A 14,260-nucleotide genomic window follows, 5' to 3' on the forward strand; every position below is an offset into this window, starting at 1 on the left:
GTACCGATGCCGCAGCATTTCCCCCTTTGCGGGGTGCTCGGGCCGTCGCGCGGCGCACAACCCGGTGACCTCTTGAACCACGTTTCGTCTTTCTTCGCTCCGATTGCCGCATTGCGCCCTTCGGCCTGCCCTGGGCTGTTTCGCATCGTGCAGGCGCTTGACGGCGGCCTCTGCCGGCTCAAGCTGCCTTGCGGTGAATTGAGCGCGGAACAGGCGCGGGCTATCGCAGATGCGGTCGACGCGCATGCGTCGGGCGTGATCGAGGTGACGAACCGCGCGAACCTGCAACTGCGTGGCGTGCGCGCGGGCCACGAAAACGCGCTGATCAAGCGCTTGCTGCATGCGGGACTCGGGCCGCAAGGACCGTTTGCCGACGATGAAACGAACCCGGTCGCGCGCGACGACATCCGAAATCTCATGGTCAGTCCGCTTGCGGGCCGCGATCCACACGCGCTCTTCGACATCACGCCGCTTGCGTCGCAGATTCTCGCGCTGTTGCAAAACGATCCGCGTTTTACGGCACTTTCACCCAAGTTCGCGCTGATGCTCGATGGCGGCGAGCGCCTCGCCATGCTCGACCATCCGCACGATATCTGGCTTGCTGCAGTGCAGGATCTCGACGAAGTGCGTTTTGTTTTTGGGCTTGCGGGTTGTCCGCCGGTCCGCACCAACGTGCGCGAGAGAAGCGAAGGCCCGGCGTCGAAAGCGCTGGCTTCCGTTTTGCCGCACCAGGTTCCTCCGCTGGTCGACGCACTGCTGCATACGTTCCTCGACCTCGCTGCGCCCGACGATTCCCGCATGCGTGATGTGCTCGCTACACACGGTGTCGCGACTGTTTTGCAGCGTGCACAGTCCAGAGTCGATTTCACTCTTGCGCGGGATATTCGTTCAGATGCATGGTGCCGCATCCCTACAGATGAGTCATCAAGACTCGGCTCGCACCCGCAAATCAACGCCGGCCTTTCATACGTCGGCGGCCAGCCAAAGCTTGGACGCATCGATGTTCCGATGCTCAAAGGCCTTGCCCAGCTTGCTAGCGAAGTGGGCAGCGCAACGCTTCGCATGACGCCATGGCAAGGCGTGCTCATCCCGGACATCGTCAGTGAGAATACACCTCAAGCGTTAAAACGACTTGAGTCACTAGGACTCGCTGTCAGCGCATCCGATCCGCTCACGCACCTGATCGCCTGCACGGGTTCTCAAGGCTGCCTGAAGGGAATGGCCGACACCAAGGCCGATGCCCTGCTGCTTGCCGCGCGTCTGCCCGCTCACGTCGACGTGCATCTCAGTGGCTGTCCACGCTCGTGCGCTGCCGCCCATTGCGCGCCGTGGACGCTGCTCGCCGTTGCACCCGCTCATTACGATCTTTATCGACGCGACGGCACGCCTGGTTTTGGCGAGCGTGTCGCACAACACCTGACGATCGAACAGGCCGCCGATTCGCTTGAACGCCTGACCCGGAGATCATTCGATGCTTGATTACATTCGCGACGGTCGGGAGATCTATCGCCAGTCTTTCGCGACGATCCGCGCGGAAGCCGACCTGAGCCACATTCCCGCCGACCTCGAAAAGCTCGCGGTCCGCGTGATCCACGCGTGCGGGATGGTCGACATCGTCGACGATCTGCAGTTTTCCACGGGTGCCGGCGTGGCCGGCCGCGCGGCGCTGCTGCGCGGCGCACCGATTCTCTGCGATGCGCGCATGGTTGCCGAAGGCGTCACGCGGGCACGCCTGCCCGCGGACAATCCGGTCATCTGCACGCTTGGCGATCCTTCCGTGCCGCCCATGGCGCTCACGCTTCACAACACTCGCTCAGCGGCAGCGCTAGAGCTGTGGCGACCGCATCTGGAAGGCAGCGTGGTGGTGATCGGCAACGCGCCGACGGCCCTCTTCTATCTGCTCGAGATGCTTGACGCCGGCGCGCCGAAACCCGCATTGATCCTCGGATTCCCGGTGGGTTTCGTCGGTGCGAAAGAATCGAAGGCGATGCTCGCGGAGAACAGCCGCGGCGTGCCGTTCGTGATCGTCGCGGGACGGCGCGGCGGCAGCGCAATGGCGGCCGCTGCGGTTAACGCGCTTGCCTCGGAGGAAGAATAAATGACGGTGCGTGGACGTCTCTTTGGACTCGGCGTCGGCCCCGGCGACCCGGAGCTGATCACGCTGAAAGCGGTGCGACTGCTCAAGGCGGCGCCCGTCGTCGCGTACTTCGTGGCGAAGGGAAAAAAGGGCAACGCGTTCGGCATCATCGAAATGCATCTCGACGAAACGCAGCTCCGCCTGCCGCTCGTCTATCCCGTGACGACCGAAACGCTCGCGCCGCCGCTGTCGTATGAAACAGTCATCGCCGACTTCTACGACACCGCCGCCGACATCATCGCGAACCATCTTGACGCAGGCCGCGATGTCGCCGTGATCTGCGAGGGCGACCCGTTCTTTTACGGCTCGTACATGTACCTGCACGACCGGCTGGCAAGCCGCTTTGAAGCGGAAGTCGTGCCCGGCGTGTGCTCGATGCTGGGCGGCGCGGCGATACTCGGCTCGCCGCTCGTGTATCGCAACCAGACGCTATCGGTGCTTTCCGGGGTCCTGCCTGAAGACGAACTGAAACGTCGGCTCGCCGATGCCGATGCCGCGGTCGTGATGAAACTCGGCCGCAATTTCGACAAGGTGCGCCGTGTGCTCTGCGAACTGGGCCTTGAAAAGCGCGCGCTATACGTTGAGCGCGCAACGATGACGAATCAGCGGGTCGTGCCGCTTGCAGAAGTCGATCCGATGGCGTCGCCGTATTTTTCGCTGCTCGTCGTGCCGGGGGAAAAATGGCGCGGATGAATGCTATCGCGCCCGCGATCGTGATCCTCGGCACCGGCGCGCTCGATACGGCGCGCCGCATCCAGGCGCGTTATCCGGACGCTCAGGTGCATGGGCTGGCAGGACGCGCCGAAGCCGACGTTGCGTATAGCGAACTCAGCGCGCATCTGCGTGACCTCTACGCACGCGGCACGCCGCTCGTCGCGTTGTGTGCGGCGGGCATCGTGATCCGCTGCATCGCGCCGCTGCTGTCGGACAAGGGGGCAGAGCCGCCGGTTCTTGCAGTAGCCGAAGACGGCAGCGCCGTCGTGCCGCTGCTTGGCGGTCTGGCTGGCGTAAATACGATGGCGCGGGAAATCGCCGAAGCCCTGAAGGTTGCGCCCGCCATCACCACAAGCGGCGAATTGCGTTTCGGCACGTGCGTGCTGAATCCGCCAGACGGTTACGCGCTTTCGAGTCTCGCGCAGGGCAAGCGTTTCGTGTCGGACCTGCTTGCAGGCGAAAGCACGCGTATAGAAGGCGCCGCGCCGTGGCTCGACGATGCGCAGTTGCCGCGCTCGACAGCGGCGCGACGCGCGATACGCGTCACGCCGGAAGCATGGGATGGCCGCGCGGACGAGCTGCTGATTCATCCGCGCAGTGTCGTCGCTGCAGTCAGCGCGCTCGATGAACGCGTCGCGGAGCGCGTACGTGAGGCACTAGACGCGAACGGGATCGCCGCGTTATCGCTGGCCGCACTGCTCGCGCCCATCCAGCGCGCGGGCGATGACGCCTTGACCGAAGCCGCCGATACGCTTGGCGTGCCGCTTCGTTTTGTCTCTACGCCGGCCGCCGCCGATGCGCGGGAACCCCTCGCGCTTCTCGAAGCCGCAATGCGCGTGCCGCACGACATTCTGGCAGGCGCTTCACCGGTTGCGCTGGCGCTTGCCCGCGCGCCTGTCGATCCGGCGTCCATTGGACAGGCCCGCGGACGTCTGACCGTCATCGGCCTGGGCCCAGGTGACGCCCGCCTGATGGTGCCCGCTGCCCGTTCCGCACTCAACGCAGCCACCGATATTCTCGGCTACGAAACCTACGTGACGATGGCGGGCCCGTTCCGCGCGGACCAGCGCGTACATGGTACGGACAACCGCGAGGAGATGCAGCGCGCGCGTCATGCGTTCGAACTGGCCGCCATGGGGCGTTCTGTCGTGATGGTGTCGTCCGGCGATCCGGGTGTGTTCGCGATGGCCGCTGCGGTACTGGAGGCGCTCCATGAATCGGACAATGCGCGCTGGGCCGGCGTCGAACTGGAAATTCTGCCCGGCGTTTCAGCCGCAATGGCGACCGCCGCGCAAGCCGGCGCGCCGCTCGGTCACGATTTCTGCATGCTGTCGCTTTCCGATAATCTGAAGCCTTGGGAAGTCATCGAAAATCGCTTGAGACATGCGGCTCAAGCCGACCTCGTGATGGCCTTCTATAATCCGGTTTCGCGCGCCCGACCCTGGCAACTCGACAAGGCGCTCGATATCATTCGCGAATTCCGTATTCCGTCCACTACGGTTGTGCTGGGAAGAAACGTCGGACGACCTGGCGGCCAGGTGATTTATACGTCGCTCGGCGAACTTCGTGGCGAAATGGTCGATATGCGGACGATGGTCATTATCGGTTCGTCACATACGCGGGCATTTTCCGTCGATGGCAAAGCCGAATGGGTTTATACGCCGCGCTGGTATCGCTAGTTTTTTCTGCACGTATCCTGCTTCATACGCTTATGCGCAACAGATAAGCGAATCCGTATATCGCCGGCAATTCTGGATTTTCTTAAACCTTCAATTAAAGTTTTATTCCACGAGGCCGTATACGACCGTTAAGAACCTGAAATGAGGTGGTCGGCATATGTCTTCAAACGAACTGGCAGAAGAATCGATCGTCGTGTCCCAAACGGCGCTGAAGGCAGATGAGGTCCCTGTCGCGACATCGCTGCCGTGGCCTCTCATCGATCAGGACGGCACGCTGCTGCGGGCGCGCGGCGCTTCGATCGCGAACGAAGAGGAACGCCAGTTCCTCTTCGAACATTTCCGGCCGCGCCGCAAGGACACGATTGTTGCGGGCGCAACCTCCCCGCAGCCTGAAGGCGAAGCACCCCATCCCACTTCGCTTGCTGAAATGCATCTGCCGATTGGCGCGCTGCTGGGCGTGCGTTCGCAGATCGGCATGGGCCGTCCGATGCATCCGGCCCGCGTGATCGGCTTTGCGCCCAACCAGGTGCTGTTCATCACGCCACCGGTCGCGAACGGCAAGGCGTCGCCGCTCGAGGTCAACGAGAACGTCGACATCGTTGTGATCGCGAGCCAGGCCGTTTACCGCTTTACGTGCACTGTCGAGGCACTCTGCAACAATCCGTTCAACTACGTCGTGCTGTCGAAACCCGGCGCGATCCGGCGGCTGCGCGAACGACGCTCGATCCGCGTGCACGCGCACCTTGCGGTTCGCTACGGTAGCGAAGCCAACGAAGTATGGGACGGTGTCGGCCTCGCGGATGGAGTCAGTGCGCTCGGCCTGTCACTTGCGACAAAGAACATGCTGGGGCGCGTTGGCGAGCGGCTGCGTCTGTCGTTCTGGATCAAGTCCGGCGACATCGAGACCCTGATCGAGACGCGTGCGGTCATCCGCAACGTGCAGGCCGACGAAATGCACAAGGAACTGACGGCGCACGGCCTCGAATTCGATGTGCTGGAGCCGGCCATGCAGACGGCACTGAAGGCGTTCGTCTTCGATCGTCAGGACGACGCCTATATCTGGAACAGCATGACGCGCGCGTGAACACGGCCCGATGCGCGTCCTGATTGCCTCAGGACGCGATCAGGCCCTCTGGCGTGCAGCACATGGCATCCCACGCACGCGCCAGTTGTTTGCAGCGGCCGAGCCTCACCGCACCGCGTTCGAAATCGACGCACACGATCTGATCGGCAAGCGCGGGACGTAGCGGCAGATCGCCGCTGCGTCCATCCGACAGAAGCCAGAGCCAGCGCTGCTGCAAAGGCTTGCTGCGCGCAGCGCGTTCAAGCACGTGAGACGCCCGCGATATACCGAGGCCGAGCGGCGTGCCCCCTCCACCACCGACCGGTTGCAGCCAGCGCTCATTCCACCAGCGTGGTACCGCAGGCCCGAATCGCACATCGGCGCGCATACCGCCAAAACACACCAGTGCCGCTTCGGCGCGCGCCGTGCAAGCCTGATCGAGCATCGCGACAAGCAGGCCCTTGGCTAACGCGAGTTGCTGACCTGACAGCATCGAGCCGGAACAGTCGAGGACGAAACAGTGCAGCACGCCACCCTTTGATGCTTCGCGCACGAAGCGCAAATGCGCTGGCGTCAGATGTTCGCGTCGTTTCGCTGTGAGCGTCGACGGCCAGTCGATACGTCTGCCGGGTTTTGAGCCATGTGTGGCGGCGCCTGTTGCGTGTGGCCATCGAACACCGCTGATCGATCCAGCGGCGGCGCCTGATCGATGGCTCAGCGTTTTTTTACGGGTAGCGGAATGACGCCCTTGACGGCCGTGGTGCCCACCGTCTCTGGCGGCAGATGACCCCAGTCGCCTTCGCTGCTTTCGTTGTCTTCCGACCGCGGCTGTTGCGGCGATTCGTGCGTGGTCTGCGGAGGCTTCGATGACGGCGGCATCGCGTGCGGGCCGCGCTGAAGTCGACGATGCCTCAACACCGCTTCCGCGACGCGATCGACGTGTTCAACGGTAATCGTCGCGGCCTGCTCCAGCGCTGCCAATGCGCGCGCCGCGCGCAACATGACGAGATCGGCCCTCAGCCCATCCACTGCAGCATCGATGCAGATACGGCTGACGTGATCGTGAAGCGCATCGCCGAACACGAGTTGCGGCACGCGTTCACGCGCGGCGTGAATACGCTGCACGTAAGCCGTCTGCTGCGCGGCATATTTCGCACGAAACGCGGACGGATCGGCTTCAAACGCAAGGCGCGCCTTGACGATCTGCTGACGCAGCTGCGGATCGAAGCAGTTCTCCAGTTCCACCATCAAACCGAAACGATCGATAAGTTGCGGACGCAACTCACCTTCCTGCGGATTCATCGTGCCGATGAGCACAAAGCTCGCCGCGTGACTGTGCGAAATGCCGTCGCGCTCCACCGTATTCACGCCGCTCGCCGCCGCATCGAGCAGTGCATCGACCAGCGTATCGGGCAACAGATTGACCTCGTCGACATACAGCACGCCACGGTGCGCTTTCGCGAGCAGACCAGGCGAGAACTTCACCGAACCGTCGCGCAGGACTGTTTCGATATCCAGCGTGCCGATCAGCCGCTCTTCACTCGCGCCAAGCGGAAGTGTGACAAGTTGCCCTTCGGGCAGCAATTCGGCGAGCGCACGCGCCGCTGTCGATTTCGCGGTGCCGCGCGGGCCGCTGATCAGCACGCCACCCAGCCCTGGATCGATTGCCGCGAGTAATAACGCCTGCTGCAAGGGTGCCTGGCCGATCAACCCCGCAAACGGAAAGGTGGCCCGACCCGGCACGGAGGTTGCAACGTCGCGCGAATCCGTCGATGCGTTCATGTTCGTGTTCCTTCGAGTTGCTGTTCGCTTGCCAGCAGATGCTGCTCAACCTGCGCGCGATAGTCGCCGGGGTTCTGCCACAGGCCGCGCTGCATCGCTTCGAGCAGACGCTCGCAGATGCCATGCAACGCATGCGGATTGTGCGCCGCCAGAAAATCGCGCGTACCGTTATCGTTCAGATACGCGTCCGTCACCAGCGCGTACTGATGATCCGATATCACGCGCGCTGTCGCGTCATAGCCATAGAGATAGTCGACAGTGGCCGCGATTTCCGCAGCGCCCTTGTAGCCGTGCCGCTTCACGCCATCGAGCCATTTCGGGTTCACCACGCGCGAGCGGACCACGCGCGCGATCTCTTCGTGCAGCGTGCGAATGCGCGGTGCAGCCGGGTTGCTGTGGTCGGCATGATAGATATGCGGCTGGTTGCCCGCGAGATGTCGGACCGCTGCCACCATGCCGCCCTGAAACTGGTAATAGTCGTTCGAATCGAGCACGTCGTGTTCGCGGTTGTCCTGATTCTGGAGCACGACGTCCAGCGCGGCGAGGCGCTTGCCGAACGCTTCGCGCGCCTCTTCGCCCGAGCTCTTTTGCGCGTACGCGTAGCCGCCCCACGCCTGATACGCAGCAGACAGATCCTGATCGGTCTGCCATTGCCGCGTGTCGATCATCTCCTGCAAACCCGCGCCGTATGAACCGGGCTTCGCGCTGAATACACGCCAGCCGGCACGACGGCGCGCTTCGATTGCTTCCACGCCGCTCGCAATCAACGCATCCCTTTCGCGCAGCACGCGGGCGCGGATCGGATTCAAGTCCTCTGGCTCGTCGAGTTCCGCCACAGCCTGCACCGCTGCATCGAACAGATGCATGACGTTCGCGAACGCATCGCGAAAGAATCCGGAGACACGCAAGGTGACGTCGATGCGAGGCCTGTCGAACACCTCGATCGGCATGATCTCGAAGTCGGTCACGCGATGGCTGCCCGGCGCCCATCTGGGTCGCACGCCGAGCAACGCAAGCGCCTGCGCGATATCGTCGCCACCGGTGCGCATTGTCGCGGTGCCCCACACAGAAAGCCCGATCGCGCGCGGATAGTCGCCGTGTTCCTGCACATGCCGCTCGATCAGCTGCTGCGCCGACTTGAGACCCAGCGACCACGCCGATTGCGTCGGCACAGCACGGGTGTCGACAGAATAGAAATTGCGCCCGGTCGGCAGCACGTCGGGGCGGCCACGTGAAGGCGAACCGCTTGGACCCGGCGGCACGAAACGCCCTTCGAGTCCGCGCTTCAGGTGCAGCATTTCCTGCGGTCCACATGCATCGAGGCGCGGCAGGATATCGTTCCGCAAGCGTTCGAGAACGCGTTCTGCTTGCGGCAATGCGCCGGGTTCAAACGACGTTGCGGTAGCCGATCCCGTATCGTCGCCCACATCATTCAGTAGCGCTGCCGCGAGACATTCGAGCCGTTCGCGCGTATCGCCGTTATGCCGCCACGGCGCGTCGCTCACCTGCTGCAGAATCCCGGGGCGCGGACCTTCCCACGCTGCAGACCAGTCCGCCGTCAGCGGATCGAACAGGTGATCCATCTGAAGGTCACGTGCAAGCGCATCAATCAGCCCCGCCTTCGCGCCCTGCCCGTCACCGATCGGAAAACGCCCGAGTGCCAGCAGCGTATCGCGTCGCTGCGCCCCTCGCGGCGACTGCCCGAACGTATGCAGGCCGTCGCGAATCTGCGCCTCCTTCAACTCGCACAGATACGCATCGGCACGCGTGAGCAACGCGTCTTCCGCGTCGTGGCCATCGGGCAAACCGAGGCTCAGTTCCTCGTGCAGACGATGCGTGATGATCGTTTCGAGAATCGTCCTTCGCAGCAGTTTCGAGCGACGCGGATCGACCATCAGCGCTTCATAGTATTCGTCGACCTGACGTTCGAGGTCCTGCAACGGACCATAGTTTTCCGCGCGCGTCAGCGGCGGCATCAGGTGATCGATGATGACGGCCTGCGTGCGCCGCTTCGCCTGGCTGCCTTCGCCCGGATCATTGACGATAAACGGATACAGATGCGGCATCGGCCCAAGAATGAGATCCGGCCAGCAGGTTTCGCTGAGCGCGACGCTCTTGCCCGGCAGCCATTCCAGATTGCCGTGCTTGCCGACATGAACGACCGCGTCGATACCGAACCGGTGACGCAACCAGAAATAGAACGCAAGATACGCGTGCGGCGGCACCAGATCGGCGTCGTGATAGCTTGCGTAATCGCCACCTTCGCGCGAACGCGCTGGCTGAATGCCAACGAACACATGGCCGCAACGCCAGCCCGCAATCATGAAGCGGCCACGACGGAGCGTCGGATCCTGTTCGGGCGTGCCCCAGCGCGCATTCAATGCATTGCGTACTTCAGCCGGCAACTGCTGGAACTGCACCAGATAATCGTCTAGCGCAAGGCTTTGCAGCGCCGGGCGCAGATCACGCACGACGGGGTCGTTCGTCACCCCTTCCGTCAGCGTGTGCATCAGCGCATCGCCATCGGCAGGTACAGTATCGACGCGATAGCCCTGCTCGCGCAGCATCGAAAGAATGCCTACGACAGATGCGGGCGTATCAAGACCCACGCCGTTGCCAATGCGGCCTTCGCTAACGGGATAATTCGCGAGAATCAGCGCGAGTTTCTTGTCGGCGTTTTCGATGCCGCGCAGGCGACACCAGCGCTGGCTTAGCCCGGCGACAAACCTGACGCGCTCAACGTCAGGCTGATAACGCACGACATCGACTTCGGTGTGCGGACAACGATACGCGAGCCCCTTGAAGCTGATCGCCCGCGTAATGATGCGGCCATCCACTTCGGGCAGCGCGATATGCATGGCGATATCGCGTGAATTGAGACCCTGGTTGTCCTTGAGCCAGTCATCGCGATTGCCGCCGCTCAGGATCACCTGCATTACCGGCGCGTCGCCGGCAAGCGCGAGTGGCTCAGGATCGTCGATGGCTGACGCGGCGAATGCCGTCGTGTTGAGCACCAGCGCCACGTTATGTTGCGCGCACAACCGTTGCACCACGTCACGACTCACGTCGTCTTTCAGCGACGTGATTGCGACCGGCAACGGATTAAGGCCTTGCGCATCGAGCGCGTCGATCAATGCATCGAACACGGCTGTATTCGCCGCCTGCAAATGCGCGCGATAAAACAGGATCGCGACCACCGGCGCATCGGCACGCCAGCGTGCCTGCCAGTCTTCGACCGTGGGAACGTCGCGCGCCGGATGGTAAAGCGCTGCGGCTGGCAACGGTTGCGGCAGCGGCGGCTCGTCGCCCCAGCCCAACGCGCGATGCGCGATGCAGCGCAGAAACCGCTCCGCATTCTGCGGGCCGCCCTCGCGGAGATAACGCCATAGCTGATGACACAGCGCAGCGTCGGCGGTGCTGCGTGCGAGCAGATTCGGGTCTTCCTGAAGATCGCCCGAGAACATCGCGAGCACCTGCTGTTTGCGCTCCGCCAGCGCAACGACCTGCTCGATGCCGTATGGCCAGTAAGCCTCGCCGCCGAGGTGATCGACGACGACGACTTTCGCGTGCTGCAACACGTCCTCGACGTAGAAATCGACCGACGCAGGTTGCCGGAGGAATGTGACATTCGCGAGCCTCAGGCTCGGGAAATCAGCGCCCAGACGCGGGAAAACGCTCGCGAGCAGCGACAGCGTCGTATCAGCGGAACTGAGCACGACGATATCCGCCGGTCGCTGATCGATCCGCATGACGCCGGCCGTATCGTCGACAAAGCCACCCGGCGTGGTGCGCAGCAGATGCATGTCGATTTACGCCTGTTGCACGACGTTGCGGCTGTCGCTCAGAGCGACATCGAGCGCCTGCTGCAATGCGGCCTGATCGAGGTCTTCGCCAATCAGTACAAAGCGGCTCGCGCGCGTTTCGTCGGCCTGCCAGCGACGATCGAAATAGCTGTCGAAGCGTCGTCCGACGCCTTGAATCACAAGACGCATTGCTGCGCCCGGCAATGCCGCGAAGCCTTTGACCCGGTAAATCGTGTGGCTTTCGACGAGGCCCTGCAGTGCCGAGATCGCCGCCTCACGCGACGAAACGTTCGCCTCGACCACTACCGAATCGAACTCGTCGTGATGATGATCGGCGTCGTCGGCGGAACCGTGATGGTCGTGGCGCAGATGAATGGTGTCTTCGGAAGCTGACTCAAGACCGAGCAGTGCGTGCAGATCGAGCTGTCCCATGTGTGCACGCACAACCTTCACCTGCGGCGGGATTTCTTCACGGATCAGTGATTCCACTTCCCTTTGCCCTGCCTCGTCGAGCAGATCCGTTTTGTTCAGAATCACCAGATCGGCCGCGGACAACTGGTCTTCGAACAGTTCGTGCAACGGCGACTCGTGATCGAGATTCGGATCGGCTTTGCGCTGTGCGTCGACCGCTAGCGGATTCTCCGCGAACTGACCACTTGCCGCGGCCGGACCGTCGACTACGGTCACAACCGCATCGACCGTGAAGCTGTTTTTGATCTGCGGCCAGTTGAATGCCTGCACGAGCGGCTTCGGCAACGCAAGACCGGACGTTTCGATCAGCACGTGGTCGATCTGGTCGCGGCGTTCGACGAGTTTTTCCATCACTGGAAAAAACTCTTCCTGGACAGTGCAGCAAAGACAGCCGTTGGCGAGCTCATACAACTGGCCTTCGGCTTCGCTGCCGTCTTCGTTACACCCGATGCCGCAGCCTTTGAGGATTTCGCCATCGATGCCGAGTTCGCCGAATTCGTTGACGATCACCGCGACGCGAAGGCCGCCCGCATGTTGAAGAATGTGCCGCAGCAAGGTGGTTTTGCCGCTGCCGAGGAAGCCCGTGACAATCGTGACGGGAATCTTGCGCGTCTGCATCCTGACTCCAGGGTGGTGGACTGTTGAGTAGATGGGGACGAAAAACGGCTTGCCCGGAGCAACCGGACATTCGATGAAATCGTGGTCGATACGCCGCATCCCCGCGGCGTTTGCCTGTTTTTCTCGGGCCGGTATCCGGGCTGACGAAATCGCCGCTTCACCTTCCCGCGCATTTGACACGTTGCGCAGTGGACAGATACAGGCACGCTGTAATGTGCATGTATTGAAGCCGGCTTTACATCGCTATTAAGCGATGCCTTCGCTTACCGTTGCGGGGGCAGCACAGGTTGGCCCGATCCGTGCAGGAAGGGCTCCCTGTTTCCCGTTTAACTGCGCGCACGGAGCGTGCGCGCGAGCACCAGAGTGCGTGCGAGTGTAGGCTTCGGCAGTGGCAACGTCAAGAAAGGGCCCGCGGCAAGGGCACTCCGGCGGGCTTTCAGGGAGTGCCTGTGATATCGTATGCGCGCGTTTGGTGCCCGCACACGCGTTCGCGTGTGCTGTTAAACGGGAAACAGGAAGCGAAGCGATTTGCTGAGCCTGTGCTGTCCCCGCAACGGTAAGCGGCCAGCGGATCATGCATCCGCACATGTCATTCAACGCCACTGCCTGCGCTGCGCAGGTGGGAAGGCGAACGGCATGCGGTCGTCAGCCCGGATACCGGCCAGACGCAAGGGGCGACCGTTGCGATCGCCGAACGCCCGATCCGCGGGGGACGGAATGAGGCGCCTGACGTGTGGCAACGCATGATTCATCTATTCGTCAAGCCGTCGATATGACGACTTCCAGGCTTTCCCTTCCCGACTGCACGCCGCGGCCTGCGCGCTGCTGCGCGCCGTGCCGCTCACTATGAGCCGCGCCTGGCTGATCGGCGCCGGTCCAGGCGACGTCGAGCTGATGACGCTCAAGGCGACGCGCGCGCTAGGCGAAGCCGACGTCGTGCTTGTCGACGATCTCGTGAATCCCGATGTGCTGCAATTCGCGCGTAAGGATGCGGAAATCGTGTACGTCGGCAAGCGCGGCGGGCAGCCGTCGACGGCGCAGTCTGGCATCGTCGAGGCCATGCTCGCGCATCTGCGCGCGGGGCGCAGTGTCGCCCGGCTGAAAGGCGGCGATCCGTTCGTGTTCGGGCGCGGCGGTGAAGAACAGCAGGCGCTGGCAGCCGTCGGCATTCACGTCGAAATCATCAACGGTATTACAGCGGGTATCGCCGCGCCCGCTGCGATCGGCATTCCTGTTACCCATCGCGATCATGCACAAGGCGTCGTTTTCGTCACCGGACACGGCGCGGGCAGCGGCGAGCCGGACTGGCGCGCGCTCGTCGCGACGCAGATGACACTGGTTGTCTATATGGGCATGCGTCGACTCAACGACATCGTCGCCGCGTTGCTGCAAGCCGGCATGCCAGCGGAAACGCCGTGCGCCGCCATCGAATCCGCCACGCGCCCCGAGCAGCGGCACGTGCGCGCGACGCTCGATACACTCGCCGCGAAAGTCGCAGAAGCCGGACTCGGCTCGCCAGCAATCGTCGTGATTGGCGGCGTGGCCGCGCTCGGCTTGCCGTATCTTCCAACTGGCAACAGCACATGAAAACGCTGACCGTCGGCATCGGAAGCAAACGCAACGCATCTGCGCAGCAGATCGAATCCGCCGTGCGCGCGGCGCTCGCGCTGGCCGGCCGTTCGCTCGACGAAGTGCTTGCGGCCGCAACGATTGATTCAAAAGCACGCGAACCCGGACTCGTCGAATTCTGCACGCGCCATGGGCTGCTGTTGCACACCTTTGCGCCCGAGCAGATCGACGCGCTAGGAGAACTGCCCACGCCTTCCGATACGGTCCGTGCGCATCTCGGCGTCGACGGCGTATGCGAACCGTGCGCACTTCTTGCATCGCCCGGCGCGAAGCTGATCGTCTCCAAAACCACGCTCGATGGCGTCACCGTCGCCATCGCATCCGCACACTGATTTCCACGCAACACGAACGCCTCCCGGCACCA

At 63.0% G+C, this 14,260-nt stretch carries 11 protein-coding genes and 2 riboswitches; of the genes, 7 read left to right on the top strand and 4 right to left on the bottom strand.

The window, feature by feature from the left end:
- The first annotated feature begins 72 nt into the window (after positions 1 to 72).
- From cobG to P3T16_RS21995, 5 genes are all read left to right on the top strand, one after another.
- Positions 73 to 1,479, top strand: a complete 1,407-nt coding sequence (gene cobG, locus P3T16_RS21975; RefSeq protein WP_429343842.1) for a precorrin-3B synthase — start codon at positions 73 to 75, stop codon at positions 1,477 to 1,479.
- Positions 1,472 to 2,098, top strand: a complete 627-nt coding sequence (locus P3T16_RS21980) for a precorrin-8X methylmutase (protein WP_429343843.1) — start codon at positions 1,472 to 1,474, stop codon at positions 2,096 to 2,098. The genes cobG and P3T16_RS21980 overlap by 8 nt, the downstream gene beginning before the upstream one ends.
- Positions 2,099 to 2,830 (top strand): precorrin-2 C(20)-methyltransferase, encoded by a 732-nt coding sequence (locus P3T16_RS21985; RefSeq protein WP_429257419.1) that lies wholly within the window; start codon positions 2,099 to 2,101, stop codon positions 2,828 to 2,830.
- Positions 2,818 to 4,530 carry a precorrin-3B C(17)-methyltransferase gene (gene cobJ, locus P3T16_RS21990; protein ID WP_429343844.1) on the top strand — a complete coding sequence of 571 codons (1,713 nt, stop codon included), beginning with the start codon at positions 2,818 to 2,820 and terminating at the stop codon, positions 4,528 to 4,530. The genes P3T16_RS21985 and cobJ overlap by 13 nt, the downstream gene beginning before the upstream one ends.
- A 157-nt stretch (positions 4,531 to 4,687) precedes the next feature.
- Positions 4,688 to 5,614 (top strand): flagellar brake protein, encoded by a 927-nt coding sequence (locus P3T16_RS21995; protein ID WP_429343845.1) that lies wholly within the window; start codon positions 4,688 to 4,690, stop codon positions 5,612 to 5,614.
- A 28-nt stretch (positions 5,615 to 5,642) separates the two neighbouring features.
- On the opposite strand, the gene P3T16_RS22000 is transcribed toward P3T16_RS21995, so the two are convergent.
- From P3T16_RS22000 to cobW, 4 genes are read right to left on the bottom strand one after another with little or no spacing between them, the layout of a single operon-like run.
- Entirely contained in the window at positions 5,643 to 6,278 is a 636-nt protein-coding gene (locus P3T16_RS22000; RefSeq protein WP_429343924.1) for a vWA domain-containing protein, read from the bottom strand.
- Positions 6,279 to 6,307: 29 nt separating this feature from the next.
- Positions 6,308 to 7,375: an ATP-binding protein gene (locus P3T16_RS22005; RefSeq protein ID WP_429343846.1), complete on the bottom strand. Its 1,068-nt coding sequence runs from the start codon at positions 7,373 to 7,375 to the stop codon at positions 6,308 to 6,310.
- The gene (gene cobN / locus P3T16_RS22010; protein ID WP_429343847.1) at positions 7,372 to 11,178 is read right to left on the bottom strand and encodes a cobaltochelatase subunit CobN; all 3,807 of its coding nucleotides are present in this window, start codon (positions 11,176 to 11,178) and stop codon (positions 7,372 to 7,374) included. The genes P3T16_RS22005 and cobN overlap by 4 nt, the downstream gene beginning before the upstream one ends.
- Before the next feature lie 6 nt (positions 11,179 to 11,184).
- On the bottom strand, positions 11,185 to 12,267 hold the full coding sequence (gene cobW / locus P3T16_RS22015; protein WP_429343848.1) for a cobalamin biosynthesis protein CobW: 1,083 nt from the start codon (positions 12,265 to 12,267) through the stop codon (positions 11,185 to 11,187).
- 109 nt (positions 12,268 to 12,376) lie between these two features.
- A riboswitch (cobalamin riboswitch) is annotated at positions 12,377 to 12,645 on the bottom strand.
- A gap of 75 nt (positions 12,646 to 12,720) precedes the next feature.
- Positions 12,721 to 12,947: riboswitch (cobalamin riboswitch) on the top strand.
- 166 nt (positions 12,948 to 13,113) lie between these two features.
- On the opposite strand from cobW, the gene cobA reads away from it, so the two are divergent.
- Both cobA and P3T16_RS22025 read left to right on the top strand, forming a co-directional pair.
- A complete protein-coding gene (gene cobA, locus P3T16_RS22020; RefSeq protein ID WP_429343849.1) occupies positions 13,114 to 13,854 on the top strand; it encodes a uroporphyrinogen-III C-methyltransferase in 741 nt (246 codons plus the stop codon).
- Positions 13,851 to 14,228, top strand: coding sequence for a cobalamin biosynthesis protein (locus P3T16_RS22025; RefSeq protein WP_429257412.1), 378 nt, complete (start codon positions 13,851 to 13,853; stop codon positions 14,226 to 14,228). The genes cobA and P3T16_RS22025 overlap by 4 nt, the downstream gene beginning before the upstream one ends.
- The last annotated feature ends 32 nt before the right edge of the window (positions 14,229 to 14,260 follow it).

Origin of the sequence: Paraburkholderia sp. GAS42 (genome assembly GCF_050436565.1) — a bacterium.
Lineage (GTDB): Bacteria > Pseudomonadota > Gammaproteobacteria > Burkholderiales > Burkholderiaceae > Paraburkholderia.